This window comes from Ciceribacter thiooxidans (genome assembly GCF_014126615.1).
GTDB classification, from domain to species: domain Bacteria; phylum Pseudomonadota; class Alphaproteobacteria; order Rhizobiales; family Rhizobiaceae; genus Allorhizobium; species Allorhizobium thiooxidans.
On record NZ_CP059896.1, the window covers coordinates 2,364,568 to 2,387,369 of the forward strand.

Sequence of the window (22,802 nt, forward strand, 5' to 3'; positions counted from 1 at the left end):
CGATCTCCCCCCTTGAGGGAGAGATGCCCGGCAGGGCAGGACAAGGTGAAGCGTAAGGGCAGCTGTGAGGGACGCACGATGCCAACCGCCGTCATGCCGGGCTCGACCCGGCATCCAGTCGCGCGATGTCCATCGCGCGGGAAGACTCATCGTCTCGTCGGACATGCGTTCTTTCGGCTCAGGGCCGGGGATGACGGGCACGCCTTTTGCCTCGCCGCATCCGTCTGCCTCGTTTGCCCCTCATCCGCCTGCCGGCACCTTCTCCCCGCCCGCGGGGAGAAGAGACAAGCGGCACCGCTTCGGCCGGTCCCTCTCCCCGTTCCTACGGGGAGAGGGTCAGGGTGAGGGGCAATCGTGAGGGAGGCTTCGCCGACCGCTCCTTACCCCCACAAGGGGGAGACCGACCACGGCCAGCGCTACTGCCTACTGCCCATTGCCCACTGCCTCATCCTCATCCGAACTTCACCAGCTTGATCGCCTCGAAGTTCTGCACCCCGCCGCCGACGCGCTTGGTCGTGTAGAAGAGCACGTAGGGCTTGGCCGAATAGGGGTCGCGCAGGATGCGCACGCCGGTGCGGTCGACGACGAGGTAGCCGGCGCGGAAGTCGCCGAAGGCGATCGACAGCGCGTCGGCGGCGATGTCCGGCATGTCCTCGGCCTCCGTCACCGGAAAGCCCATCAGCGCCGCCGCCTGGCCGGCCGCCGCCGGCGGCTGCCAGAGATAGTTGCCGTCGGCATCCTTGAACTTGCGGATCTCGCCCTGCGTCTTGCGGTTCATCACGAAATGGGCGTTCTGCCGGTGGCCGGCCTTCAGCGCGTAGATCGCCGAGATCAACACGTCCGAGGCGCCGCTCGCGGCAAAGCCGCCCGCCACCCCGGTTCCGACATGGCCGAGGCTGCCCCAGGCCCAGTTCGCCTCCGCGACGGTCGCATAGCTTAAGAACCCCTTCGGTCGGTTCACCCCGTCGCCGGAAACGAAGGCCGCGCCCTCCTGCTCGGCAAAGGCCACGTCCACCTCGCCGGAGATCCACGCCTCGATGTCGACCGCGGCGTCATCGAGCAGGCCTTGCGTCGCCGCCGGCATGGCATAGAGCTCCATGGTCGGGAAGGTGAGCTCGGCGAGCTCCGGGGTCGCCGTCTGCGGCCGTGCCGCCGTCTCCGCCACCCAGCCGGAGGCCATGCCCGCCGGCGCGAACGGCTTCTTCAGCACCGCGCCGGAGACCTGCCGCACGGTCGCGAGCGCCCGGATCGGCGAGACGGAGGCAAGCCGACGGCCGATCTCGGTATCGGTCTCCGGCGGCACCAGATAGCCGCCGTCCCCCGGCACGCCGGCCGAAAGCGCCTTGGCCTCCAGCTCGCGCAGCCCCGTCTCGTCGCCGCGGCGGATATAGCTCTCGAAGGCCGCCTCCGCGCCACCCATGCCGCCGGCCGTACTGCCGCCCGTCCGTTCGAGCGGCGGGCGCAGCTTCTTGATCACGAGCTGGTTGAGAAGCCGGCCCTGTTCGTCCATCGCGCGGTTGATGCGCTCCACCTTGTCGCGGGTCACCGTGTCGGCGGTGAGCTTGCGCTCGACCTCGGAAAGCCGCTCGTCGTTCGCCTCCTTGAAGGCCTCGAAGGCCTGCATGAAATCCTCGAAGGCCGCCGAGACCGTGTCCGGCACCGCCTTCACCTCCGGGGCCGCGCGCACCGGCACGCCGCCCTCTTCCGCCGCACCCGTCCCGTTCGCCTGGTTCTCGCTCATCGCCTCTCATCCTTCGTTGACGTTGCTGGATCTGAAATTGCCGGCCGCCATCCGCCGGGCCGCCCGCCGCATGATGCGGACGAGTTCGGTCTCCCGGTCGCGGAAGAACCGCGCGTTCTTGACGTTCGAGACCCGCGCCGAGGGCTGCATCGGAAAGGTCACGACGGAGATTTCCCAGAGGTCGGCCTGGAGAATGCGGCGGATGCCGCTTGCCCGGTCGCTCTTTGCCCGCACCGTGCGGAAGCCGATCGACAGGCCGTCGAGGGCGCCGCTCTTCAAGAGCGCATGCACCTCGCGGGCGCGCGCCACGCCCTTCGCCAGCTCGCCCTCGACATAGAGGCCGCGACCGTCCTCACGGATCACCCGCCAGGCGCCGATCGGCTCGGCCGGATCGTGCTGGTAGAGCATCCGCACGCCGCCCGGCCCGCGCGCGGCAAGCGAGTGGCCGAACGCGCCGGCCATCACCACGTCATGGCCGAGGTCCACCTCGCCGAAGACGCTGGCATAGCCGGAAAAGACGCCGTCGCCGGTCACCCCGGCCAGCGTCAGGCTCGCGAATTTCTGGGTGAGCGACACCGGAGCACGATAGGCCGGGCCGCGACTGGCCTGCCCGCGATAGGCACGCATCGGCATTCTCCTTCGATCGATGGAATGGGTATGGAAGCGCGGGCCGCTCTTCGCCGTCACCCGCTCGGGCGGCCGCCGCGGTCGAGGAAGCGCACCAGCAGGCCGAGGCTCCACCAGGCGAGAAGGCTCGCGGCGGTTGCGCCGGCAAGCACGATATCCTCCGGCGAAAGGTTCGCCAGCAGGTCGAGTTTCTGGGCGAGCCACAGGCCCGCGGGATCGCCGAAGATCAGCCCGCAGGCGAGCCCGGTCAAGAAACGGCCGGCCGCCTCCTGCCTGCCCTTCGGCAGCATGTAGACGAGCGAGATCGCCGACCCGGCTAAGGCGCCGAGCACCTTCGCGGTGAATTGCGCACCGTCCTGGCTCCAGTCGGTCATTTTATTAACCTCTTCTAATTAACATGGAATCCGCGTCGCCAGCCGGCCCGTGCAGGCGCGAAAGCGCTCCTCATGCGCCGCATGAAGAGAGTGCGAATTACAGAGTCGGGTGAATCCCTTGGCGGGCTTTCCTGCGATTTCGATTCCGGTCCTTCAGAGACTGATTCAAGCTCTTCGCAGATCGCTTGAGCACCCTTCCCGACCGCCTCAGTCCGTTTCCGGCCCGTAGCCGACCGCCGCCCGCTTCTCCGTGTCGGAAAGGAAATCCGCACCGCCGAGCCGTGCCCACAGCGCATCCCGTTCGGCAGCGAGCCCCGGCACCTGGTCGAGGTCGGGGGCAAGCGTCAGCGCCTCGCCGAAGAGACCGGAGAGGAAGCCGGAAAAGCTCTTCGCCGTCCGGTTGACGAGCGGCAGCACGGTCAGCCGGAAGAAGGCGCGGTTCGCCTCCTGGTAGTTGGCATAGGTGTTGTCGCCCGGAATGCCGAGCAGCATCGGCGGCACGCCGAAGGCGAGCGCCACGTCTCGCGCGGCACCATTCCGCGCCTCGACGAAATCCATGTCGCGGGCGAGAGCCCCATCGATTTCCAGTCGAGCCCGCCTTCGAGCAGCAGCGGCCGCCCCGCCCGCATCGGCCCGGAATAGCCCTCGTCCAGCTCCCGCTTCAGCCGTTCGTACTGGTCGGGCGCGAGATTGCCGCCCTCCTTCGGCTGGTAGACCAGTGCACCGGAGGGCCGGGCGGAATTGTCGAGCAGCGCCTTGTTCCAGCGCGACGCGGCATTGTGGAGATCGAGCGCGACCTGCGCTGCGGCAAGCGGCGGAAAGCCCAGATGATCGTCGAGCGGATGGAAGAGTTTGAGGTGGAGAAGCGCGCCCTCGCCTTCCGCCGCGATCCGCCGGACCGCGCTTCCCGCGCGGTATTCATAGGCCTCCGGCCAGCCGTCGCGACCCGCCACCACGCTCACCCGGTCGGGTCGCAGCAGGTGCAGTTCCGCCACCCGTCCGCCGATGACCAGCGGCTCGACGAAGGCATTGCCGGCAAGCAGCAGATGGCCGTAGAGCGTCTCCAGGAAATCGGCCCCGCCGGTGCGCCCGTTCGGCCGCGCCATCAGCGCGAGCACAGGATGTTCGCCGACCTCGCTCTCGCCGTCATAGAGCAGCCACGGCACGGCGGCCGCGGCTTCCGAAATCAGCCGCACCGTGCGGTGGGCGACCGGGTTCCTCATGAAGCCCTCGCGGGCGAGCGTGCCGTAGGAGCGCCCGCTCCACTGCGCCCGCCCCTCGCTGGCCACCAACGCCAGCCCGCCGGCAGCCTTCCGCTCGGCCACGTCTCCCTCACCCCCCGCAGCTCCCCACGGCAGTCGAAACGGCAATCTCATCGGATTTTTCCTGTTGTTTCGAGGTTGGCGTGTCGGCCCGCCTCTCCCCTCGCGGGAGAGGACAAAAAATCGAGACCTTAGGCGCGCGCAAGCCGCCTAAGCCTCAGATTTTTCAGGTGAGGGGCTCGGTTGCCATGGCACGATCCTCACGGAGCCCCTCTCTTGGAATTTCTAGCACTTGGCTATCGCCAAGATGCTGAAATTCCATTCTCCCCCGCAAGGGGGAGATGGTGTCCGCCGCGTTTGCCTCCATCACGATCGGCCCTCATCCGCCGGCCGTTCCCTCGCCCCGCCTGCGGGGAGAGGGTCAGGGTGAGGGGCAATCGTGAGGGGCGTGACGTCGGCTACGCCCGCGGCGCGGTGATCGCTGCCGTCCTATCATAATCCGCCGCAAAACGCCTCCCGCGCAGCGGCTTCACCCTCTCGATCGAGGTCTGGTAAAGCGGATGGGCGTGGTAGGCGGCGAGTGCGGCCTCGTCCTCGAACTCGCCGTAGACCACGACGTCAATGCCGTCGTCGAAGCGGTCGGCTTTCATGTTGGTCGCGATCTCCAGCCGCGTCGCCGCCGGAATGCCGGTCAGGATCGACAGGCCGTCGAGCACGGCGTCGAGGTCTTCGTGCTTCGGCACGGTGAAGAGGACGATATGGCGGATCACGGGCCTTCGCTCCGGCTTGGTTGACGGCGGGCGCCTCAGGATTCAGGCAGCCGCCGATAGCATGGCCGGCCGCCCCGCTCAATCGCCTTCCGCCTTCCCGTCACCCCGAGCGCCTTCAGGAAGGCGCGGCCGTAACCGGCGACGAGTTCCGCCCGGTCGAGGCCGTTGACGATGCGCCGGGCGCCGGTCCAGTCCTCTCTGCCCCCGAAAAGACGTCGGCCAGCGAAACGCCGGTGAAAAGCCCGCGCATCATGCCGGCCACCAGCACGCTTGCCGCGACCTCCATCTCCATCGCTCGGGCCGGGTCGCTGACGAGATCGATGCCGAGCGCGTCGGAGAGGCGCTGGTAGTTGCGCCTGTGGGTGATCTGCACGAAGCCGCGGCCGAGGAAGGTTCGCCCCTTGCCGTCGCGGCGCCAGTACGGCCGGGCGACCTGCGGCAGCCGGCCTGCGGCATAGGCCCGGTCAAGGATTGCGATCGCCCGCTCGTCGGTCGAGGCGAGCGTCTCACGCACCGGCCGCATCGTCCGCGCCGTCTCGTGGAAGGCGGTCGCCAGCATGTAGGCGAGATGCCGCGGATCGCCGTCCGGCGCCGTCTTCATCCATTCGCCGCGGATCGCCGCGATCCCGCGCACCTGGCCGTCGGTCAGGCGTCCGCCGAAGGGTTCGGCCCGGATCGCCCGGTAGAAGTCGCGTTCATCGCTCATCGTCGATTCGCCCCCGCCTTGACGCCGCCCGCTCAGGCATGACGCAGCCTCCCACCCACCCCTTTCCGGGGATGCGACAGGGCCTGCGTCAACCATGTTGTGAAAAACCTCGAAACTCTAATCGTTTTAAAGAATTTCAATCGTTTAGAGCACCCGGACAGCGTATTTACAAAAATTTAACAGTGTGAAAATTGAAGCCGTCCTATGTCGGACGCGCCCCGCCCTTGAGGAGAGATCCGGATGCAAGTGAAGCCCACTCAGCCCCAGACCCCTGCCCAGATTCAGGCCCAGTCTATCCCGGCCCATGTTCTCGAACGCATGGAAAACGAATGGCGCCAGATGCGCCAGGGCGCCGGCCAGCCGTCCTCCAAGTAACAAGCAGATAATCTAGATTCCCCTGACGCGCGGTTCGCCCGCGCGTTCCAGGAGGAGCGCCGTCAGCGCCCAGACCAGCGCGTCCAGCCGGTCCGGCGAACGGCCTGACGAGAGCCCGTCGGGGCCGAAATCGCACATCTGGTCTTCGAGTGCGGCAAACCGGCCGGCGTGCACCACCCTTCCCTGCTCGTAGAGGGCTGCCACCGGCTCGGCCCTCAGATACTTGCCTCGCGTCGCGCGCACCAGCGTCAGCGGCAGGCCGGCATCGATGCTGCGCAGCACCGCCGCCACCATCTCTCCGCCCTGGTTCGCCTCCGCCACCACCCGGTCCGCCTCGAAGCGCCGGTAGGCGCGCACCACCGCCTGCGCCCATTGCGCCGGGCTTGCCGCCTCCACCGAACAATCGGCGAGCACTGCGGCGCGGCCGTTCTCCTCGAGCCCGGCCACCACGATCCCGCAGCAGCTCTCGCGCCCCGTGCCCGCCGGCGGATCGACCGCCACGACGATCCGTCGCAGCGGACCCGTCAGCTTCACCGTCAGCGCCTCAATCCGCTCGCGTTTCCACAGCGCGTCCTCGCGGTCCTCGATCAGCTCGCCGTCGAGTTCCTGCCGGCCGAGCCGCGTGCCGCCGTAGCGCTCCTGAAGTGCGGCGATGAAGCCCGGCGCGAGATTCGTCGCATTGTCCGCCGTCGAAAGCCGGCTCACCCGCGTCCCCTTCGCGGCGATCAGCCGTTTCAGCAGCGGCAGCGGCCGCGGCGTCGTGGTCACCAGCTCCCGCGGCGCGGTGCCGAGCCGCAGCGCAAACTGCAGCATGTCGTAGGTCTCGTCGGGATATTTCCATTTCGCCAGCTCGTCGCACCAGGCGAAATGAAACTGCGGCCCGCGCAGGCTCTCCGGGTCCTCGGAGGAGAAGAATTGCGCGATCGCCCCGTTCGGCCAGACGAGCCGGCGGCGCGAGATTTCCACCTCCGGCCGCATCCGCCGGGCGATCCGCCAGATGCCCGACGCCCCGTCGACCATCACCTCGCGGGCGTCGCCCAGCGTTTCGGCGACGAGCGCGATGCGCAGATCGGAACGCGGGCCGGCGCCGAGCGCCAGCGCATGCACCCATTCCGCGCCGGTGCGGGTCTTGCCCGAGCCGCGCCCGCCGATCACCAGCCAGGAGCGCCAGTCGCCGTCCGGCGGCTTCTGCTCCGGCCGGCCGGTGAATTCCCAGCTCCGGCCGATCCTCTTCAGCACCGCCGGATCGCAGAGCGCCAGCCGCTCGATGACGGCGCCGACATCGGGATCGGCGACGATGCCTTCCACGGACTGCGGTCCAGCCATGAAGAAGCCGTCTTGCACGGGCATCGGCCTGTGCGTCGATGACGGCCCGAAGTTCTGCCCGGATTGCGTCATCGCCACCCTCTTCCTCGGCCAGGAGTTCCGCAGCCTCACGATCACGCACGATCTGCCGCTGCAGGCCGTCGATCTTTTCGAGCGTCCGGACGAGCAGCGCCATGGCATCGGTCGCCGCCTTCGCGTCGGCCCGCGCGGCCTTCGCCGCCGCCTCGTCCTCGCCGGCGATCAGTGCCTCTGCCGAGGCCCGCAGCCGCCGGAAGAGCTCGAACTGGTCGCGCATCTCCGCCGTCAGATCGTTGAGAAGTCTCTGGAATTCGTCGACGGGCGACGGCCGGTCGGCCGATTTCAGCTCAAGGAACAGCCGCCCGACCGCCCGGCGCATCCGCGGCTCGTCGCTCTCCGCGACCACCGCACCCGCCTCGCCCGGCGGCCAGACGCCGAAGACCGAAAGGTCGAATTCACCTGCCCCGTCCATAGCCTGCTCTCCTTGCCGGCCCGCGCCGACGAAAAAAGGCTCGGGAGCGAACCCCGGGCCTCGAATGACTGACAGTGCCCTGGCGGCGGAATGGAACGTCTTCTCCCCCTGGCGGGGGAGACTTCGGAGCGTTGGCCGAAGGCCGGAAATCGATCCGGTGGATCGATTTGAGCGAACGAAGGCCTGAGCGCGACGCCGCGCGAAGGCTGTGCAAGGCCCTGCTTCAGCTAAGTGTTAGAAATTCCAAGTGAGCGGGTCGGTGCGAAGGCACAGCATATCCCCCTCACCTGCGATTTCTGGCACTTACGCCTTCGGCCTAAGATGCCGAAATCGCTTCCTCTCCCGCCAGGGGAGAGGAAGCAATCGCAAACCCATCGCCACCGTCATGCCGGGCCTGACCCGGCATCCAGCCACGGCGCGTCTGCGCCGTGAAAGACGCTTTTGCGATCATGGACTTGTTCGCACCGGATCCCGGATCGTCCTCGGGTTCAACCCGAGGGCGGGGATGACGGCGACCTTTTGCGCCAAGAGCACCACCGGGCCACCCCGGCCGCACTTCTTCGACCATAACAAAAGACCAGCAAACGACCGTCACGCCGTCAAGGATTATTTTCCTATCTGTTGTCCCACCTACCGCTCTCCCCTATCCTCGCACCAACGAAGGAAGGAGCCGCCATGACCGAGGACGAGGTTGCCACTCTTGCGCTGGCGCTGCCGGAGGCGGAGGAGAGCGCCCATTTCGGCAAGCGCGATTTCCGCTTTCGGAACAAGGTCTTCGCCACTTTGCCACGGCCGGGCGAGCTGGTGCTGAAGCTTACCCCCGACCGGCAGGCGCTCGCCGTCGCCGCCGCACCCGGCCTGCTTTTTCCGGTTCCCGGCGCCTGGGGTCTCAAGGGCTGGACGGTGCTGCGCTACGCGGACGCCGCCCCGGCGGACGTCGAAGACCTGCTGCGCGCGGCATGGGAGACGGTCGCCCGCAAACGCCCGCGCGGCTGAGGCTTTCTCCGCATGGAGAGGCCCCTCGCCTACCCCTCGCCGCCGGCGATGGGCAGCACGCCGTCGAGGTCGTCGGTTTCGAGTTCCACCACCCAGTAATCGGGGTCGAAGCGCCCCTCGCGCGCAAGAAGCGCGTCGACCTCGCCTGCCTCCACGCGCGTCAGCCGCACCTCGAAGCCGCGGTCGTCGCGCCCCTCCTCGGCCATCAGGCTCTGCGGCGCCGGGCCGTAGAGCGTCTCGAGCCCGTCGCGAAAATGCTGGCGCACATAGATCGCCCCCGCCTCCTCCGCGCCCTTGCGCGCGACGGCGGCAAACCCGCCGGCGGAAAACACGCGGCGGACGAGCGCGGAAACGAAGATATCGGAACGAAGACGCATCCGTGGGTCATAGGGCAAGCGGGGAGCAAAGGGAATGGGGGGAGGTGGGCGAAGCGGCTGCGTCGTCAGACTATGTTCTGGCAACTTGGGGAAGAATGCTCGGACCGACGCTGGCGGAGGGTCACACACGGAATCCTACCCTTGACCGCAATCCTGCGTTGCGCAAACATGCGACCTCAGGGCCGTATATTGTTCTGAATACTTCTGAAACTTGTCCCATAGGAACAGGCACCACGTGCAACTATATTTCAGTTGCAAACTCCCTGCAATGTGGCGTAAAATTTCGGTGAAAACGCATGTCGCGCGGAGATAGGCTTGTCGAGGACTTCAGGGCGTGCAGAGGACCGTTTCCTTACAGGGACCTCGTTCGCATGCTCGCAAGTCTCGGTTTCGTCGAGAAGGATGCCGGCGGAGGATCGCGACGGAAATTCGTCCATTCCTCCACGAAGCAGATCATCCGCCTGCATGAGCCCCACCCCGGAAACGAGATGAAGCCGTATATGGTCAGGCAGATACGCGATCAGTTCATCGATCAGGGTTTGATATGAAAACAATTACTTACAAGGGCTATCAGGCGTCCGTCGAGTTCGATGACGGCTCCCTCTTCGTCAAGGTGCTTCATATCGACGACGTGCTGGTCGCCGAATGCGACCGGGCGAGCGAAGCCGAGGCCGTCGCCCGAGACCTCATCGACGCCTACCTTGCCGACTGCGAGGAAGAGGGCCGCGAACCGGCGAAGCCCTACAAGGGCAGCTTCAATGTGCGGGTCTCGCCCGATCTGCACAAGCGTGCCGCGATGAATGCCGCAGCAGAAGGGCTTTCTCTCAACGGCTGGATCGGCCACGCGATCGAGGAAAAACTCGCGCGCGCCCCGCGGCCGGCTCACACCCAGGACAGCCAGTCTGCGAGACGGCGCACCTCGGGAGCCTGACCCTCACACCCTGACAGCCAGCCTCAGTCCGCCCCAGTGGCGGCCGGAGATGGTGATCGGGGCGGAGATGTCCTTCATCACGACGAAATTGCCGCCGCCCATGTCGCGGCGGTAGGTCTGCACGAGGAAGGGGGCCGTCGAGCGGCCGGCGGCAAGGCCGACGCGGTCGGCGAAGATGCGCCGGTTGCGGCAGTTGGCGGTGTTCCACACCGCATCGCCCGGCCGCTGCGGCTCGGAGAACTTGCGGTTGTGGGTCGGCAGGTAGCCGTTGACGTCGACGGCGGCACAGAAGCCGACGCGGTCGCTTAAGGACAGCACCGGTTCGAGGATCGGCGGCAGCACCCTGTCGGTGAATTCGGTGAAGCGGGCCATCATCTGGACCGGGTCGGTGCCGGGGATCGGCCGGTACTGGCGGTCGAAGAGCGCGTCCATGGCGATGCGGCCGGTGCGCACGCCCTCCTCGAAGGCCGCCGAGATGTCTTCGGCAACGTCACGGGCGGTGCGGATCCAGGCGCTGTCGACGGTCTCGATGCCGGCGCTCGCGGTCAGCTGGATCAGCGTCTCGGAGAGGTTCACCACCTTGTCGACTCGGGCGGCGGCGTTCTGCAGCGCGCCATCGGAGCTTCTGACTTCCCCCGCCATCTCGCCGAGGGTGACGACGAAGGCGGAGCACTGGCCGTTGACCGTCTCGGTGGTCTTCGCCATCACCGACGCGCTGTCGAGGATGCGGGTGATCACCCCTTCCATGGTGCCGAAGGACTGGTTCATCGCCTGCGAGGTCTCGCGCACGTCGAGTGCGCTCTCGCTCGCGCCCTTGCCTGCGGTGGCGAGCTTCTCGATCTTGCTGCGGATGTCGTCGAGGATCGTCTGGATCGAGGCCGTCGCCTGCGAGGTCTGCAACGCCAGCGCCCGGATTTCCGAGGCGACGACGGCAAAACCCTTGCCAGCCTCGCCGGCGCGTGCCGCCTCGATCGCCGCGTTCAGCGCAAGCAGGTTGGTCTGGCGGGCGATGGTGCCGATCTCCGTCGCCACCTTGTCGACGTCCGAAAGCGAACGCGAGAAGGTGCCGATCTCGGTGCTGATCTCCATCGAGGCGTCGACCATCTGGTCGATCTTGCCGACCGCGCCGGTCATGCGGCTTGCCGAGTCCGACAGCATCCGGCGGGCCTCGCCGGCGGTGGCATCGGTTTCACCGAGCGCGGAGGCGACCGCATTGTTGGTCTCGGCGATCGATAGCGCAGTGCGGGTGATCTCGTCGAAGGTCACGGCATGGCGCTTCGACATCGCCGCGACGTCGGTGATCGCGCCGGCGATGTCGACGAGGTCGATGCCGAGCTCGGAGGCCTCGCGGGCCATTTCGGAGACGATCCGCTTCAGGAGAGCGGCATCCGCCGCGGCCTCCTCGGGCACGTCATGCTCTTCACTCACGGCGAGCGCATTCGACACGGTCATTGCAAACCCCTCCCAAGATTCGGAGGATCATCGCCGATCGTGGTTAAGGCTTTGCAAATATTCACATATAGACGAAAGTCTAAGGTCCGGGCAGTTCAGAGGGCGCCGATGTCCTTGAGCTTCTTCAGCACGGCCGGGTTCGGTTCGCCGGTCTCCGGCAGGCGATAGTGGCGCTCGAAGTGGCGGATCGCCGCGCGCGTCTCGGCGCCGGCAACACCATCGACCTTGACGTCGCTGTAGGCGATGTTGCTCAAGCCCTGCTGGATCGCCATCACCATGTTCGGGTCGGCGCCGCCGGCGATCGCCTGCGGGATGTCCTTTGCCGGCCGCAGCGCCACCTCGACGGTGCGGGCCTCCGTCTGGGCCTTGCGACGCTTTTCCGAGACGGTGGCGACGGTGCGCTCGGCGCTGCGGATTGCGGCGGCCACCGGGTCCTCGCCGGCTGCGGGCGAAATGTCGCCGGCCGGACGCGGCACGGGACGAACGGCCACGGCGCCGCTTTCAACGGTGAGTGCTGCGAGCAGTTCCGGGCTCGGCCGTCCGTCCGCCGGCATGGCGACGGATTTCTGGAAGGCGGCGATCGCGGCCTCCGTGCGCGGGCCGGTCAGGCCGTCGACGGTGCCGTCATAGAAGCCGCGGCGGGCAAGTGCCTGCTGCACGGAGCGCACGAGGCCGGAGTCGGCGGGAGCGTTCGCGGGCGGAACGGCGGCGGTCGTCTCGTTCACCGCGGGCGTCGACGTGGCGGCCACCGCCGGGGCCGCGGCATCGCCCTCCTGCGGCTCCTCGGCCCGCTCGATGCGGAAGGTCGTGACCCGCGAAGGGTCTTCCATCAGCGTATTGCGGGCAACGCCTGCGAGCGCATTGAAATCGGCCCTGTCGCGGGTGCGCCAGAAGGGCGAGGGATGGACGCCTGGCTGGTACCACAGCGCGTTCGCGGCGATCATGCCGAACACGACGCAAAAGGCCGCCGCCCCGCCGAAGCCGGCGGGATGGCGAGCCGCGAAGCCGGCGAGCGCGCCGGCAGCCCGCGAGGCGAGACCCGGCGCACGGCGCGCGGGCTTCCTCTCAGGCGATTTTCGCTTTCGCTTCGTCATGCACCCATTCGTCCTTCGTTCGCGCAGCCACGGCGTTCTCCGCCTTCAGCCGCGGCGGGAAGTCCACCTTGTTGTCCGCGCCGGCCGTATCGCCGGCAGCGATGATTCCGGAGCCGTCCGCCGGCAGTGTGACCGTCACCACGGTTCCCTCGCCCGGCCGGCTCGCCATTTCGAAACGGCCGCCATGCAGTGCCGTCAGGCCCTTCACCAGCGACAGCCCGAGACCCGAACCCTCGTAGCGGCGGTTGAGCTCGCCGTGGATCTGGGTGAAGGGCTTGCCGATCAGCGACAGCTTCTCCGGCGCGATGCCGATGCCCGTATCGCTGACGACGAGCTTCAACTCGCCACCCTCGATACCCGCGTCGATCGTGACCGCGCCGCCGGCTTCGGTGAACTTGATGGCATTGCCGACCAGATTGATCAAGACCTGGCGCACCGCGCGCTCGTCGGCGACGACCTCGCCGAGGCCGCGGCCGAGCCGGCTCGTCAGCGTCACGCCGCGGGTCTTCGCCTGCAGCGACAGCATGTTTTCGCAATGGCTGATCGTCTCGGCGATCGCAAAGGGTTCGAGCGTCAGTTCGTAGCGGCCTGCCTCGATCTTCGACATGTCGAGCATCGCATTGACGACCGAAAGCAGGTGGGCGCCGGACTGGTGGATGAGGCCGACATATTCGCGCTGGCGGTCGTTCTGGAGCTTGCCGAAATATTCGCCCGCGAGGATATCGGAGAAACCGAGAATGGCGTTGAGCGGCGTGCGCAGTTCGTGGCTGACGGCGGCGAGGAAGCGCGACTTGGTCTCGTGCGCGTCGGCCGCCTCGCCGGCCATGCGGCGGGCCTCGTCACGGATGCGCATCTCGCCGGCGATGTCGAGGATCTGGGCGTGGACGGCGGCAAGCGCGCCGTCTGCACCGCGCACGGCGGTCATGTCCATGCGGACATTCATGAATTGCGACTGCTCGAGCCCGAGCATCGGCCGGTCGAGGCGAAGGTCGATCGCCACCGCATCGACGCCGGCGCGCAGGTCCGCGAGCGCCTCGACGAAGCCGAGCCGGTCGGAGACGTGGACATGCTCGACGAAGGGGCGGTCGACCGGATCGCGCAGGAAAGAGAAGAACACCTCGCGGTCGCGGCCGCCGGCGGCGCGGACCTGGCCCTTGGCATCGAGCCGGAGGAGAAGGCCGGGGCATGCATCGGCGGAGAAGCCGTCGATGGCGGGGGCGTCCGCCGTCTCGCCCGAACGGCCGGGCGTGCGGGCGAAGGCAAAGGCGGTGACGCTTGCGAGAAGGAAGAGCGAGAGCACCAGCGCGAAGCCGAGCGGCAATGCGACGGCCGGGCCGGTGACGAGGAGGAGTGCGGCGGGAACGGCCGGAACGAGCGGCAGGAAGGCCAGCATCACCCGGCGCAGCAGCAGCACGTCGGCGGTCGCAACGGCCCGTCCGGCACCGGCGCATGCAAGGCAGGCGCGTGCCGCACCGTCCAGGATCGCTACCGTCATGTCAGCCATTTTACTCAATACCAGCACGCCAAATTTCCGCGAACGCTTGCACTCTCGAACCACCCCGACCATAGGCGCCGCGCGCTTAAGGAAAAGATAAAGCAAGGGGTCGCAACGGCGCCCGGAAGGCCCGGTTTGCGCCATTCCGGAACAAGCCGGCCAAGCTTTCGCATTCATGGTTAACGGGGCGTAAGCGACGGAAATTACGGCATTTTCTGGGCCGCGTTAACCTTTGGCCGGAGGCGGCGCGGCAAATCGCCGGGATTTCGGGGACCACCCCCCTGTTTATGCTTAACGGCGATTGCTAAAACTTGATGCAAATGGCGCGTGAGGGCCGGATCGTTAGAATTTTAGTCAATTTCGCCGAAAACCCGAGCGAGTTTTGCAAAGCGAAATTACCACCCCGCGAATAGGCTCCTTTCACACGCCGGGAAGGACCCGGCAGCCGGCACGGACCGGTGATGCTCGGACGGGTAAACGCAATGTGGTTTCTGATCAAAGGAACGTTCTGGTTTTCGATGGTGCTGGTGCTCCTCTCGTATTTCGGCACTCGGCCGGAGGCGCAGAACACCGGCGCATCGCTCGACGTCGCCGACGCGATTTCGGCGGCCACCGACGCCTATGCCTATGTGAGCGAGATCTGCAGCGTGAAGCCGGATGTCTGCGTCAAGGGTGCCGAAACCTTCTCCGCCCTCGGCGAACGGGCCCGTGAAGGCGCGCTCGTCGCCTACCAGCTCCTCGACCGCCAGTTCGGCGACGACGCCAAGGAAAAGGCCGCCGTGGCCGGCGAGACCGCCGACGACGTCTCGGACGTCATCGTGACCGGCACCGTCAACACGTCTGCCGGCGCCGTGCCGACGCCGCGGCCGAAGCCGGCCTCCTGATTTTTCAAAGCTTGCCCCGGGGCGCTCGCCGCACCGGAGCCTGATGACTGCCCTACTGCCATACTGTCGACTTGTGCCCCTTTCGGCCGACGCGGTGCCTTTTTCATAAGGTGCCGCGTTTTTCTTTTCCCGCAGCGCGGCAGTTCAATTCGCCGCCGGGATCGCCTATATCGGGGAAGAGACAATAAACGGAGCCGGGAATGACCACCCTGCAGGACATGATCGACGATTTCGCCTTCCTCGACGACTGGGAGGACCGCTATCGTTACGTCATCGAGCTCGGCAAGGCGCTGCCCGACATGCCGGAAGCGGAAAAGACCCCCGAACGCAAGGTGAAGGGCTGCGCAAGCCAGGTGTGGCTCGCAAGCAAGGTCGGCGACGGCGACGACCCGGTGATCACGTTTTCCGGTGATTCGGACGCCCATATCGTGCGCGGGCTGGTGGCGATCGTGCTCGCCGCCTATTCCGGCAAGCGCGCCTCCGAGATCGTCAAGTTCGACGCGATCGACCTCTTCGGCAAGATCGGCCTCATCGAGCACCTCTCCGCCCAGCGGGCGAACGGGCTGCGCTCGATGATCCAGCGCATCCGCGAGGAAGCCGCCCAGGCGCTGGTGGAAAGCGCCCCCGGACGCTGATCGCCTGCCCCTGCCGCCGCTCGTCCGGGTCGACGCGGTGCCGCTCGTCCCTTCTCCCCGCGAGCGGGGAGAAGGTGCCGGCAGGCGGATGAGGGGGATCACTGCAAACGCCGAGATAGAGATTTCACCCCCTCTGCCCTGCCGGGCATCTCCCCTCAAGGGGGGAGATCGGACCCCCGCCGACGTGGGCCGCCCCTCACGACCTATCCGGACGAGCCGCCACTGCGAATCCCACCGATCCAGCGCCCCTGTTGTTCCCAAGTCACCTTCGCTGAATTCTCGGCTCTGACTGGCGGGCGCGAGGCTGGCCGCGGCCGATCTCCGGCTATCGCATCTGGGAGACCGGTGGCGGCTCCGGGCTCCCTCTTCTCCCCAGCGGGGAGAAGTGCCGAGCGAATGCGAGGCGATGAGGGGCTGCCCGGCACCGCCTTTGCGCTTCGCGCCCCCCTCATCCGGCCCTTCGGGCCACCTTCTCCCCGCTGGGGAGAAGAGACCCCGTCACCCCGGACAGAACCACGCCTCAGCCGATCTCGGGGCGATAATCCTCCGCCCCCCAGTGGCGGGTGTGCCGCGACGGAGCCGCCGGCGGGGCGTAATGCCGGGCGAGCGCCATCAGCGCGGCGCGCAGCATCAGCTTTGCCGAGCGCACCGGCCATTGCCGTTCGCGCTCCACCGTTTCCAGCCCCTTCATGAAGCAGCAGACGTCGAGCGCCACGCCGGCGAGTTCCGGCCCCATGGCCTCGACCGCCGCCGTCACCCGGCGCCGTGCGGCAAGGGCGCTGTCGCCGAGCTCCGCGGCGCCGCCGGCCGTTCCTTTCGTGCGACTTGCGAGCCGCGGCTCCCAGGAGGAGGTGATGCGCGGCTGCAGGCCGGCGCGGAGGAAATCGGCGGCGAGCCGCTCGCCTGCCTCGATCGCCTGCGCATCGAGGAAGGGCCCGCCGTCGCGCCCCTTGAGGCGGGCGAGCGGACCGAGCGGCGATTCGGCAAGGTTGCGCCGCACCGTGGCGGCCGGCCTCCCCGCCTCCCCCTCTTCTCCCGGCAGCGCGCAGAGTTCGATCTCGCGGTGCTGGTCGGCAAAGCCGCCGGCCTCGGGATCGGTGAGCGCCCGGCGGAGGAAGGCGCGTGCCTCGTTGCCGGCGACGACCGCCCGGCCGCGGCGCTTCAGGAGGCCGCGGGCGACGGCGAGCCGCACGAGCCGTTCGGCGAGCACGATCTCGCCCCCGCTGCCCGAAAGACGGCAGGCGCCGCCCTCCTCGCCGGCGATCCGCATCGGTCCCGAAAGGGCAAGCCGCATCAGCCGCAGGAGGGCCCTGCGCTCCGCCGGCGCCGGACTGCCGTCAGCCATGCGCAGGACCTCCGGCTGTGAGGAAGAAGCTTGCCGTCAGGCGCTCGGCGGCGCCGACGAAATCGTCATAGGCGCGGTTTTCGCGCCGCTCCTCGACGGTGCGGCAGGCATGCGAGACGGTGGAACGATCGGCGCCGAAAGCGATCGCGACATGCTGCATCGGGATCTGCAGGACGACGTGGCTGACATACATGGAAATCTGGCGGATGTGCTGGACCGAGCGGCGGCGGTCACGCCCGGCCCTGCCCTCGTCGCCGGCGAAGGCGAGCAGCTCCGCCACCACCTGCCGCACCATCATGCAGCGGAAGCGCAAGCTCTGCCGCTCGGCGGGAGACAGCAACGCCGCCGGATCCGGCGGCTGCGGCGCCGGCTGATACTCGACGGGAACGACTTCCTGTGACAGCATGGGGCTCTCCTCGGGATGTAGGTTTTTATTCCTATATCCTTTTAGCCCAACTCGCCGGCCGGAAAACCACAGGAATTGGGGGAGGTGTGTTTTTCGCGAGGGGGGTGGAGAGCGGCGTGAGGGGACTGGCAGGTGTCAGTGGCGAGCCGAAAAGCTGCCAATAGACAGGCTCGTTTCAGGGATCCTGATCAGCCCATTTGGGCGACTTGCGTACTCATGCCTTGCTCGAGACACTTCATGCCTAGCTTTATTCTGTAAGAAGATGAGTGCGAGTGGCTCCGAAGCCAGAAGGTGGTCTATCCCGCCGCTTGATCCAATAGGCAATCGTCTCTGCTACTTCAAACCGGCGAGGTATATGAGCTCTTGAACCGCAACACGGACGTCGGGAATAAGCTGCTCGATGTCGGTTCGATGCGCCAGATAGCGGCGGCTGTGAGCGGATTTGTCGCCAATATCTTTCAACTTTGGCAACGCCTGCTTCGCGTTCCGACCAAGGTTCCACGTCGTCTCATTGATAGTGGCCCCAATAAGGTCGCGTAGAAAAAAGAAATCTCCGGTCGAGTTTTTAATCCGGTCCGAGATGGAGTGCTTCTCGAAGGCTTCGATTATTAGTGTTTCGATTAAGCGCCGCAGCATGACGGCGGCGGCGTCATACCAGCCGTTCTCGTAGGCCCCGTTTACCTGGTTGGCGACACGTTCGATGTACCCGCGGGTCCCTCTAACAAGCGACATGTTGACGACCGACTGGGACTTCGCGGGCAATCCTTCTTCGGGCGGCTTCAAATCGTCCGAAAGCTCGGAATGAATTGCCTTTGCAGTCAGAACAATGTTCTTAAGGACATCCATCAGCCGTCCTTGCGACCGTATAGATGCTTCGCCATACTTTCGAAGATTTTATCGATCTGCTCTGCGGTCGATTCCGGCGAGATATGAACTTGAATGTCAATGTGAACTGCTGGGCCGTTCTGGACATTCGGACGTTGCGGTTCTTGCGTCGGAGCATTGGCCGGCGCAGTATGGAGCGGCCCGGTGTGGATCGATGTGTTGATATCCAATGGCGCTGAAGAGAAATCGGCCTCCGTCGCCAACGCCTTGAACGTCGCCACAGTCTTTGCGATCACCTGCTGACCGGCGGTAGAACTCGTACTGAATACGTGTCCTATTTCAGTGTTGGATCTGGTGTGGGCGTCGGGATAGATCGCATAAAGCTCAGCGTAGCCCTTTCGGATCGCCTCGCCAAGAACAGCCCTGTGGTGAGTTCCCCGAAAATTGCTCCAGACTGAAGTTGGCGTTCCAGCGCTATCGATTAGGCCGACGAATCTAAGGACACCTATCAATGACTTGTCATTACTGGAGGTGAAGCCGATCGTCTTGAGCCACGCAGTTGTTGCCTTTTTCGGAATGCCGATCGTTCGAATCTTTTCCAGAAGAGGCTTAATCTTTCCTGTTACGTTAGTGTAAGCAAAGTCGCCCATTTGCCCCCCAGTACATTTTGCTTAAGTGAAGCACAATTCTAGGATGAGTCGCAAGTCGTGCAGCTAATCGCGCCGGACTTATGCGCAGAAAGCTGAACGCACGCCTTTTCCGGGCCCCAGCCCACATCATCCACTCTCGAGGATTAAGGGACAGACCAGAATGAACTGTTCTGCAGCACGCCCGACTTCTCCTCCGGGCGCAGAAAGACGAAATAGCATGAAAGATTACGCAATGCCTGCTCTCGGGAAGAGGCCCGGCTCACCACAATGACCTACAAGAGGCCGCAAAGCCCCCCTCCTCCCCTCTCTCACCCCACAAAAAACCCGGCCCGCGCACGGCGGAACCGGGTTCTCGAAAACCAGACCTCCAGCCACCCCTTCGGGACCGGAAAGGTCTTTCTGTGATCGCGGGGTCTTACCGGCCGCGCTTGCGGCGCTGGCCGAGGCCCATTTCCTTGGCAAGGCGCGAGCGGGCTTCCGCATAGGCCGGGGCCACCATCGGGTAGTCGACCGGCAGGTCCCACTTCTCGCGGTATTCTTCCGGCGAAAGGTTGTGATGGGTCATCAGGTGCCGCTTCAGCGACTTGAAGGCGCCGCCGCATTCCAGGCAGATGATCTGGTCGTCCTGAACGGACTTGCGCACGGAAACCGCCGGCTTCGGCTTTTCGACGACGGCAGCGGCGGGCGCAGGCGCGGTCGTGTTGCTCAGCGCCGCGTGCACATCGGCGATCAAATTCGGGAGGTCACCGACCGGGACCACGTGATTGCTTACGTAGGCCGCGACGATATCGGCCGTCAATTCCACGAAAAGGTCATGGCCGGAGCCATGGGCGGAATCATTCATTGTCATTCTCCTGTTCAACATGTCTTGCCAAGCGCCGCCCTCATGGCCGGCCGCCACTCACCCAGCAAACCAGAACATGACCGCCGATGCCGCCCTGTTGAAACAACATGAAACCCACCCCTAGATTTCGAGTGGCAACGTCGGTCCCGCCTGTCTGGAAATGATGTTCCGGCATAGAGGCTGCATTAGAAAATCCACCTATTGCAGTATTCCTGCAAAAATAACTTGCGGAAGATTTCCGGCACAACCTCGGAACGCCAGTTCTCAAGACCAGTGCTCGACTTCAGCGATTATCATTGTTTGGCCGAATATCCAATTACTATTTTTACCGGGTGGAGGCAGTCGAAATTCCGCTCTATTTCAGAGGAACTGCGCCGCTTGTGCTTTCGCACTGCAAATGGAATCACGAATCCGGCAGCGGAAAACGCGTCACGAACCATCTTTCTTCAGATCATCGCAGACGGACATCCGCGTCAACGGATAGCCGACCTTGTGGGCGGCGCGCGCCAGCAGGTGGGCGGAGACCGGCGCCGTCAGGATGAAGAAGAAGAAGGCGGCGAGCGCGCGGGCGAGCGTTGCGACGTCTCCGGCATGCAGGCCGACGGCGAGCAGCAGCAGGCCGGAGCCGACGGTGCCCGCCTTCGAGGCGGCGTGCATGCGGGTGTAGAGGTCGGGCAGCCGGTTGATGCCGATCGCCGCGACCAACGCGAAGAGCGAGCCGCCGACGATGAGCGCCGCGGTGACGAGGGCAAAGAGCACACTCATGGTTTTGCCCCCTTAGCCGACGGCTTCTTCCGGTTCTTGGCCCCCTTGGCGCCCCCTTCGGGGTTGCGGCGGCCGCAGTCTCGCCCACCAGCCCGCGGGCGAGGATGAAGCGGGCGAAGGCGACCGTCGTCAGGAAGCCGACGAGGCCGAGCGAAATGGCGATGTCGATATAGAGCGTGTAGCCGGTGCGGATCGCAAAGGCGGCGATGAAGCCGAGCACGATGCCGACCAGCATGTCGAGCGCCAGCACCCGGTCGGGTAGCGTCGGGCCGACCACCACGCGGAAAACGGTGAGCATGAAGGCGATGCCGAGCACGATCAGCGCGAAGGTGCAGGCGGTCTGGATGATGGCTTCGGGCGCCGTCATTCGAAAGCCTCCCTGATCTTGCGTTCGAAACCGTCGGCAATGTCGCGGCGGGCGGCCTCCGGGTCGGAACAGTCGATGGCGTGGACGTAGAGCGTCTTGCGGTCCTCGGAAACGTCGACCGAGAGCGTGCCCGGCGTCAGCGTGATGAGGTTGGCGAGCAGCGTGATCTCGAAATCGCGCGTCACCGTCAGCGGATAGGCGAAGATACCGGGCTTGATGTCGACCGTCGGCGAGACGACCATGACCGCCACCTTCCAGGCCGATTTCGCAAGCTCGACGAAGAACAGCCAGGCGAGCGCGGCGACGCGAAAGGAACGGGTGAGATAACCGGTGCCGTTGACCTGCTCGCGGATGAGGCCGAGCGTGAAGGTCGAGAGCACGAAGCCGAAGACGAGGTTGAGCAGCGTGGCGCTGCCGGTCACCGCGGCCCAGACGATCGCCATCAAGAGGTTGATCGCGTAGAGGATCATTGCGCGCCTCCTTCGGGGAAGACGGACTGCAGATAGGCGGCGGGGTTGGAAAGCCCCTCTGCGGCGATCCGGCTCCAGCCGATCAGATGTTCCGGGAAGAGGCCGAACCAGACGACGAGCGCCGAAAGGAGAAGGATCGGCGCGAGCGCGGAAAACCGCGGCGCCTGAACCGGCGGCGCAAGCGCGATCGTCTCGATCGTCACCGGTACGGCCTCCGGCGCCGGGCGCCAGTAGGCGAGCAGGAACACCCGCCCGAAGGCGATGGTGAGAAGGAATCCGGAAAGCAGGATCGAACCCGCCAGCCACCAGGCGCCGATATCGATCGCCGACTTGACCAGCATCGCCTTCGGCCAGAAGCCGGAAAGCGGCGGCAGGCCACTCGCGGCGAAGAAGAGTGCGAGCGACAGCGCGGCAAAGCCCGGCGCCTTCGCATAGAGGCCGCTCAGGCCCGCAAGCGAGAAGCTGCCGCCGATCCGTGCGGCCTCGCCGGCGAGCAGGTAGAGCGCCGTCATCAGCACGATCGAATGGAGCGCGTAGAAGATCGCCGCCGAGAGCCCCGGATTGCCGCCGATCGCGACACCGGCCAGCATGTTGCCGATGCCGGCGATGACGACGAAGCCGAGCATGCGGCGGATATCGGCCTGGGCGAGCGCGCCCATCGCGGCGAGCACCATGGTTGCGGCGGCCGCGATGCCGATCACCAGGCTGAGCGCCTCACCCTCGACGGGGAAGAGCATGACCATGGTGCGCAGCAGCGCGTAGACCCCGACCTTGGTGAGCAGGCCGGCGAAGAGCGCCGAAACGACGATGCGCGGCGTGTGGTAGGAGGCGGGCAGCCAGAAATTGACCGGGAAGGCCGCAGCCTTCATGCCGAAGGCGAGCACGAAGAGCGCGCCGAGCGTCATCAGCGGCGCGGTGCCGCGATGCTCGATCGCCTTGCGGGCGATGTCGGCCATGTTGAGCGTGCCGAAGATCGCATAGAGATAGCCGACGGCGATCAGGAAGAGCGTCGTGCCGATGAGGTTCAGCACCGAATATTTAAGCGCCCCGTCGATCTGCTCGCGCTCGGAACCGAGGATCAGGAGGCCGAAGGAGGAGATCAGCAGCACCTCGAACCAGACGTAGAGGTTGAAGATGTCGCCGGTGAGGAAGGCGCCGGAGACGCCGGCCATCAGCACCATCAGGAAGGGATAGAAACCGTAGCGCCGGCCGCTGACGCCGATGTCCTTCGTCGCGTAGACGGCGCCGACGAGTGCCACCACCGCGGCGGTAAGCGCAAAGAGCGCGCCGGCGACATCGACGGTAAACGCGATGCCGAAGGGCGGCAGCCAGCGCCCCATCATCATCGTCACCGGTCCGCCGGCGAGCACCCTGCCGAGCAGCAGGAAATCGACGGCGACGAGGATCGAAAGGCCGATGATCGCGACGATCGCATGGAGCCGGATCGTGTGGCGCATCATCATCAGCGCCGCCCCGAAGCCGAGCGACAGCGCCACCGGCAGGATGACCAGCCACTGGTCCGCCGCAGCGGGCGCCATGACCCAGGCGTGGGCGAAATCGACGGAGGAAGAAGCGGCCATCAGCGGCTACCCCCG

At 66.1% G+C, this 22,802-nt stretch carries 24 protein-coding genes and 3 pseudogenes; 7 read left to right on the forward strand and 20 right to left on the reverse strand.

Annotated features, from left to right (window positions below; genetic code table 11):
• Positions 1–451: 451 nt before the first annotated feature.
• The 6 genes and pseudogenes from H4I97_RS11480 to H4I97_RS11505 form a co-directional block, all read right to left on the reverse strand.
• Positions 452–1,741 carry a phage major capsid protein gene (locus H4I97_RS11480; RefSeq protein ID WP_182304792.1) on the reverse strand — a complete coding sequence of 430 codons (1,290 nt, stop codon included), beginning with the start codon at positions 1,739–1,741 and terminating at the stop codon, positions 452–454.
• Between the two features lie 6 nt (positions 1,742–1,747).
• Entirely contained in the window at positions 1,748–2,368 is a 621-nt protein-coding gene (locus H4I97_RS11485) for an HK97 family phage prohead protease (protein ID WP_244658628.1), read from the reverse strand.
• Positions 2,369–2,424: 56 nt separating this feature from the next.
• Positions 2,425–2,742: a DUF6107 family protein gene (locus H4I97_RS11490; RefSeq protein ID WP_182304794.1), complete on the reverse strand. Its 318-nt coding sequence runs from the start codon at positions 2,740–2,742 to the stop codon at positions 2,425–2,427.
• A gap of 207 nt (positions 2,743–2,949) precedes the next feature.
• Positions 2,950–4,118, reverse strand: a pseudogene (locus H4I97_RS11495) (phage portal protein).
• Between the two features lie 344 nt (positions 4,119–4,462).
• A complete protein-coding gene (locus tag H4I97_RS11500; protein WP_182304795.1) occupies positions 4,463–4,774 on the reverse strand; it encodes a Dabb family protein in 312 nt (103 codons plus the stop codon).
• Positions 4,775–4,809: 35 nt separating this feature from the next.
• Positions 4,810–5,480 (reverse strand): annotated as a pseudogene (locus H4I97_RS11505) (hypothetical protein).
• Positions 5,481–5,720: 240 nt separating this feature from the next.
• On the opposite strand from H4I97_RS11505, the gene H4I97_RS24790 reads away from it, so the two are divergent.
• Positions 5,721–5,855, forward strand: a complete 135-nt coding sequence (locus H4I97_RS24790) for a hypothetical protein (protein ID WP_280527677.1) — start codon at positions 5,721–5,723, stop codon at positions 5,853–5,855.
• 12 nt (positions 5,856–5,867) lie between these two features.
• On the opposite strand, the gene H4I97_RS11510 is transcribed toward H4I97_RS24790, so the two are convergent.
• Positions 5,868–7,181 (reverse strand): DNA-packaging protein, encoded by a 1,314-nt coding sequence (locus tag H4I97_RS11510; protein WP_182304796.1) that lies wholly within the window; start codon positions 7,179–7,181, stop codon positions 5,868–5,870.
• Between H4I97_RS11510 and H4I97_RS11515 the strand changes: the two genes are divergently transcribed.
• Together H4I97_RS11515 and H4I97_RS11520 are read left to right on the forward strand one after the other, a co-directional pair.
• Positions 7,180–7,743: a hypothetical protein gene (locus tag H4I97_RS11515; protein WP_182304797.1), complete on the forward strand. Its 564-nt coding sequence runs from the start codon at positions 7,180–7,182 to the stop codon at positions 7,741–7,743. The genes H4I97_RS11510 and H4I97_RS11515 overlap by 2 nt on opposite strands.
• A 603-nt stretch (positions 7,744–8,346) precedes the next feature.
• A complete protein-coding gene (locus H4I97_RS11520; RefSeq protein ID WP_182304798.1) occupies positions 8,347–8,667 on the forward strand; it encodes an MmcQ/YjbR family DNA-binding protein in 321 nt (106 codons plus the stop codon).
• 29 nt (positions 8,668–8,696) lie between these two features.
• Here the strand turns inward: H4I97_RS11520 and H4I97_RS11525 are convergent, their stop codons facing one another.
• Positions 8,697–9,044: a DUF1491 family protein gene (locus H4I97_RS11525; RefSeq protein ID WP_182304799.1), complete on the reverse strand. Its 348-nt coding sequence runs from the start codon at positions 9,042–9,044 to the stop codon at positions 8,697–8,699.
• A 371-nt stretch (positions 9,045–9,415) separates the two neighbouring features.
• Here H4I97_RS11525 and H4I97_RS11530 point away from each other — a divergent pair, with 371 nt between their 5' ends.
• Positions 9,416–9,592, forward strand: a complete 177-nt coding sequence (locus H4I97_RS11530) for a type II toxin-antitoxin system HicA family toxin (protein ID WP_182304800.1) — start codon at positions 9,416–9,418, stop codon at positions 9,590–9,592.
• Positions 9,589–9,975 carry a type II toxin-antitoxin system HicB family antitoxin gene (locus H4I97_RS11535; RefSeq protein WP_182304801.1) on the forward strand — a complete coding sequence of 129 codons (387 nt, stop codon included), beginning with the start codon at positions 9,589–9,591 and terminating at the stop codon, positions 9,973–9,975. Before H4I97_RS11530 ends, H4I97_RS11535 begins: the two co-directional genes overlap by 4 nt.
• 3 nt (positions 9,976–9,978) lie before the next feature.
• Here H4I97_RS11535 and H4I97_RS11540 read toward each other — a convergent pair whose 3' ends face one another.
• From H4I97_RS11540 to H4I97_RS11550, 3 genes are all read right to left on the reverse strand, one after another.
• Positions 9,979–11,427: a methyl-accepting chemotaxis protein gene (locus H4I97_RS11540; protein WP_182304802.1), complete on the reverse strand. Its 1,449-nt coding sequence runs from the start codon at positions 11,425–11,427 to the stop codon at positions 9,979–9,981.
• Positions 11,428–11,522: 95 nt separating this feature from the next.
• Complete coding sequence (locus H4I97_RS11545) at positions 11,523–12,521, reverse strand: peptidoglycan-binding domain-containing protein (RefSeq protein WP_182304803.1); 999 nt, start codon at positions 12,519–12,521, stop codon at positions 11,523–11,525.
• Positions 12,493–14,016 carry a sensor histidine kinase gene (locus H4I97_RS11550; protein ID WP_244658629.1) on the reverse strand — a complete coding sequence of 508 codons (1,524 nt, stop codon included), beginning with the start codon at positions 14,014–14,016 and terminating at the stop codon, positions 12,493–12,495. The genes H4I97_RS11545 and H4I97_RS11550 overlap by 29 nt, the downstream gene beginning before the upstream one ends.
• Before the next feature lie 482 nt (positions 14,017–14,498).
• On the opposite strand from H4I97_RS11550, the gene H4I97_RS11555 reads away from it, so the two are divergent.
• Together H4I97_RS11555 and H4I97_RS11560 are read left to right on the forward strand one after the other, a co-directional pair.
• Positions 14,499–14,900 (forward strand): DUF5330 domain-containing protein, encoded by a 402-nt coding sequence (locus H4I97_RS11555; RefSeq protein ID WP_182304804.1) that lies wholly within the window; start codon positions 14,499–14,501, stop codon positions 14,898–14,900.
• A gap of 200 nt (positions 14,901–15,100) precedes the next feature.
• Positions 15,101–15,535 (forward strand): SufE family protein, encoded by a 435-nt coding sequence (locus H4I97_RS11560; RefSeq protein WP_182304805.1) that lies wholly within the window; start codon positions 15,101–15,103, stop codon positions 15,533–15,535.
• A gap of 520 nt (positions 15,536–16,055) precedes the next feature.
• Here the strand turns inward: H4I97_RS11560 and H4I97_RS11565 are convergent.
• The 9 genes and pseudogenes from H4I97_RS11565 to H4I97_RS11605 all read right to left on the reverse strand — a co-directional run bounded on the left by H4I97_RS11565 (position 16,056) and on the right by H4I97_RS11605 (position 22,787).
• Positions 16,056–16,880, reverse strand: a complete 825-nt coding sequence (locus H4I97_RS11565; RefSeq protein ID WP_182304806.1) for a DUF6456 domain-containing protein — start codon at positions 16,878–16,880, stop codon at positions 16,056–16,058.
• Positions 16,873–17,286, reverse strand: a complete 414-nt coding sequence (locus H4I97_RS11570) for a helix-turn-helix domain-containing protein (RefSeq protein ID WP_182304807.1) — start codon at positions 17,284–17,286, stop codon at positions 16,873–16,875. Before H4I97_RS11570 ends, H4I97_RS11565 begins: the two co-directional genes overlap by 8 nt.
• Positions 17,287–17,619: 333 nt before the next feature.
• Positions 17,620–18,132 (reverse strand): DUF4145 domain-containing protein, encoded by a 513-nt coding sequence (locus H4I97_RS11575; RefSeq protein ID WP_210297075.1) that lies wholly within the window; start codon positions 18,130–18,132, stop codon positions 17,620–17,622.
• Positions 18,132–18,761 carry a DUF5343 domain-containing protein gene (locus H4I97_RS11580; RefSeq protein ID WP_182304808.1) on the reverse strand — a complete coding sequence of 210 codons (630 nt, stop codon included), beginning with the start codon at positions 18,759–18,761 and terminating at the stop codon, positions 18,132–18,134. The genes H4I97_RS11575 and H4I97_RS11580 overlap by 1 nt, the downstream gene beginning before the upstream one ends.
• Before the next feature lie 415 nt (positions 18,762–19,176).
• On the reverse strand, positions 19,177–19,605 hold the full coding sequence (locus H4I97_RS11585; protein ID WP_182304809.1) for a Ros/MucR family transcriptional regulator: 429 nt from the start codon (positions 19,603–19,605) through the stop codon (positions 19,177–19,179).
• Between the two features lie 429 nt (positions 19,606–20,034).
• On the reverse strand, positions 20,035–20,370 hold the full coding sequence (gene mnhG / locus H4I97_RS11590; protein ID WP_182304810.1) for a monovalent cation/H(+) antiporter subunit G: 336 nt from the start codon (positions 20,368–20,370) through the stop codon (positions 20,035–20,037).
• Positions 20,371–20,386: 16 nt separating this feature from the next.
• Positions 20,387–20,737 (reverse strand): annotated as a pseudogene (locus H4I97_RS11595) (cation:proton antiporter); the annotation flags it as partial.
• Positions 20,734–21,207, reverse strand: coding sequence for a Na+/H+ antiporter subunit E (locus H4I97_RS11600; protein WP_182304811.1), 474 nt, complete (start codon positions 21,205–21,207; stop codon positions 20,734–20,736). The gene H4I97_RS11600 and the pseudogene H4I97_RS11595, both read right to left, overlap by 4 nt.
• Positions 21,204–22,787 (reverse strand): Na+/H+ antiporter subunit D, encoded by a 1,584-nt coding sequence (locus H4I97_RS11605; RefSeq protein WP_182304812.1) that lies wholly within the window; start codon positions 22,785–22,787, stop codon positions 21,204–21,206. Before H4I97_RS11605 ends, H4I97_RS11600 begins: the two co-directional genes overlap by 4 nt.
• Between the last annotated feature and the right edge of the window lie 15 nt (positions 22,788–22,802).

Coding starts and splice junctions, on each gene's coding strand:
- H4I97_RS11480 (WP_182304792.1), bottom strand. CDS start 1,741: ATGAGCGAGAACCAGGCGAACGGGACGGGTGCGGCGGAAGAGGGCGGC.
- H4I97_RS11485 (WP_244658628.1), bottom strand. CDS start 2,368: ATGCGTGCCTATCGCGGGCAGGCCAGTCGCGGCCCGGCCTATCGTGCT.
- H4I97_RS11490 (WP_182304794.1), bottom strand. CDS start 2,742: ATGACCGACTGGAGCCAGGACGGTGCGCAATTCACCGCGAAGGTGCTC.
- H4I97_RS24790 (WP_280527677.1), top strand. CDS start 5,721: ATGCAAGTGAAGCCCACTCAGCCCCAGACCCCTGCCCAGATTCAGGCC.
- H4I97_RS11515 (WP_182304797.1), top strand. CDS start 7,180: ATGAAGAAGCCGTCTTGCACGGGCATCGGCCTGTGCGTCGATGACGGC.
- H4I97_RS11510 (WP_182304796.1), bottom strand. CDS start 7,181: ATGGCTGGACCGCAGTCCGTGGAAGGCATCGTCGCCGATCCCGATGTC.
- H4I97_RS11520 (WP_182304798.1), top strand. CDS start 8,347: ATGACCGAGGACGAGGTTGCCACTCTTGCGCTGGCGCTGCCGGAGGCG.
- H4I97_RS11525 (WP_182304799.1), bottom strand. CDS start 9,044: ATGCGTCTTCGTTCCGATATCTTCGTTTCCGCGCTCGTCCGCCGCGTG.
- H4I97_RS11530 (WP_182304800.1), top strand. CDS start 9,416: ATGCTCGCAAGTCTCGGTTTCGTCGAGAAGGATGCCGGCGGAGGATCG.
- H4I97_RS11535 (WP_182304801.1), top strand. CDS start 9,589: ATGAAAACAATTACTTACAAGGGCTATCAGGCGTCCGTCGAGTTCGAT.
- H4I97_RS11540 (WP_182304802.1), bottom strand. CDS start 11,427: ATGACCGTGTCGAATGCGCTCGCCGTGAGTGAAGAGCATGACGTGCCC.
- H4I97_RS11545 (WP_182304803.1), bottom strand. CDS start 12,521: ATGACGAAGCGAAAGCGAAAATCGCCTGAGAGGAAGCCCGCGCGCCGT.
- H4I97_RS11550 (WP_244658629.1), bottom strand. CDS start 14,016: ATGACGGTAGCGATCCTGGACGGTGCGGCACGCGCCTGCCTTGCATGC.
- H4I97_RS11555 (WP_182304804.1), top strand. CDS start 14,499: ATGTGGTTTCTGATCAAAGGAACGTTCTGGTTTTCGATGGTGCTGGTG.
- H4I97_RS11560 (WP_182304805.1), top strand. CDS start 15,101: ATGACCACCCTGCAGGACATGATCGACGATTTCGCCTTCCTCGACGAC.
- H4I97_RS11565 (WP_182304806.1), bottom strand. CDS start 16,880: ATGGCTGACGGCAGTCCGGCGCCGGCGGAGCGCAGGGCCCTCCTGCGG.
- H4I97_RS11570 (WP_182304807.1), bottom strand. CDS start 17,286: ATGCTGTCACAGGAAGTCGTTCCCGTCGAGTATCAGCCGGCGCCGCAG.
- H4I97_RS11575 (WP_210297075.1), bottom strand. CDS start 18,132: ATGGATGTCCTTAAGAACATTGTTCTGACTGCAAAGGCAATTCATTCC.
- H4I97_RS11580 (WP_182304808.1), bottom strand. CDS start 18,761: ATGGGCGACTTTGCTTACACTAACGTAACAGGAAAGATTAAGCCTCTT.
- H4I97_RS11585 (WP_182304809.1), bottom strand. CDS start 19,605: ATGAATGATTCCGCCCATGGCTCCGGCCATGACCTTTTCGTGGAATTG.
- mnhG (WP_182304810.1), bottom strand. CDS start 20,370: ATGAGTGTGCTCTTTGCCCTCGTCACCGCGGCGCTCATCGTCGGCGGC.
- H4I97_RS11600 (WP_182304811.1), bottom strand. CDS start 21,207: ATGATCCTCTACGCGATCAACCTCTTGATGGCGATCGTCTGGGCCGCG.
- H4I97_RS11605 (WP_182304812.1), bottom strand. CDS start 22,787: ATGGCCGCTTCTTCCTCCGTCGATTTCGCCCACGCCTGGGTCATGGCG.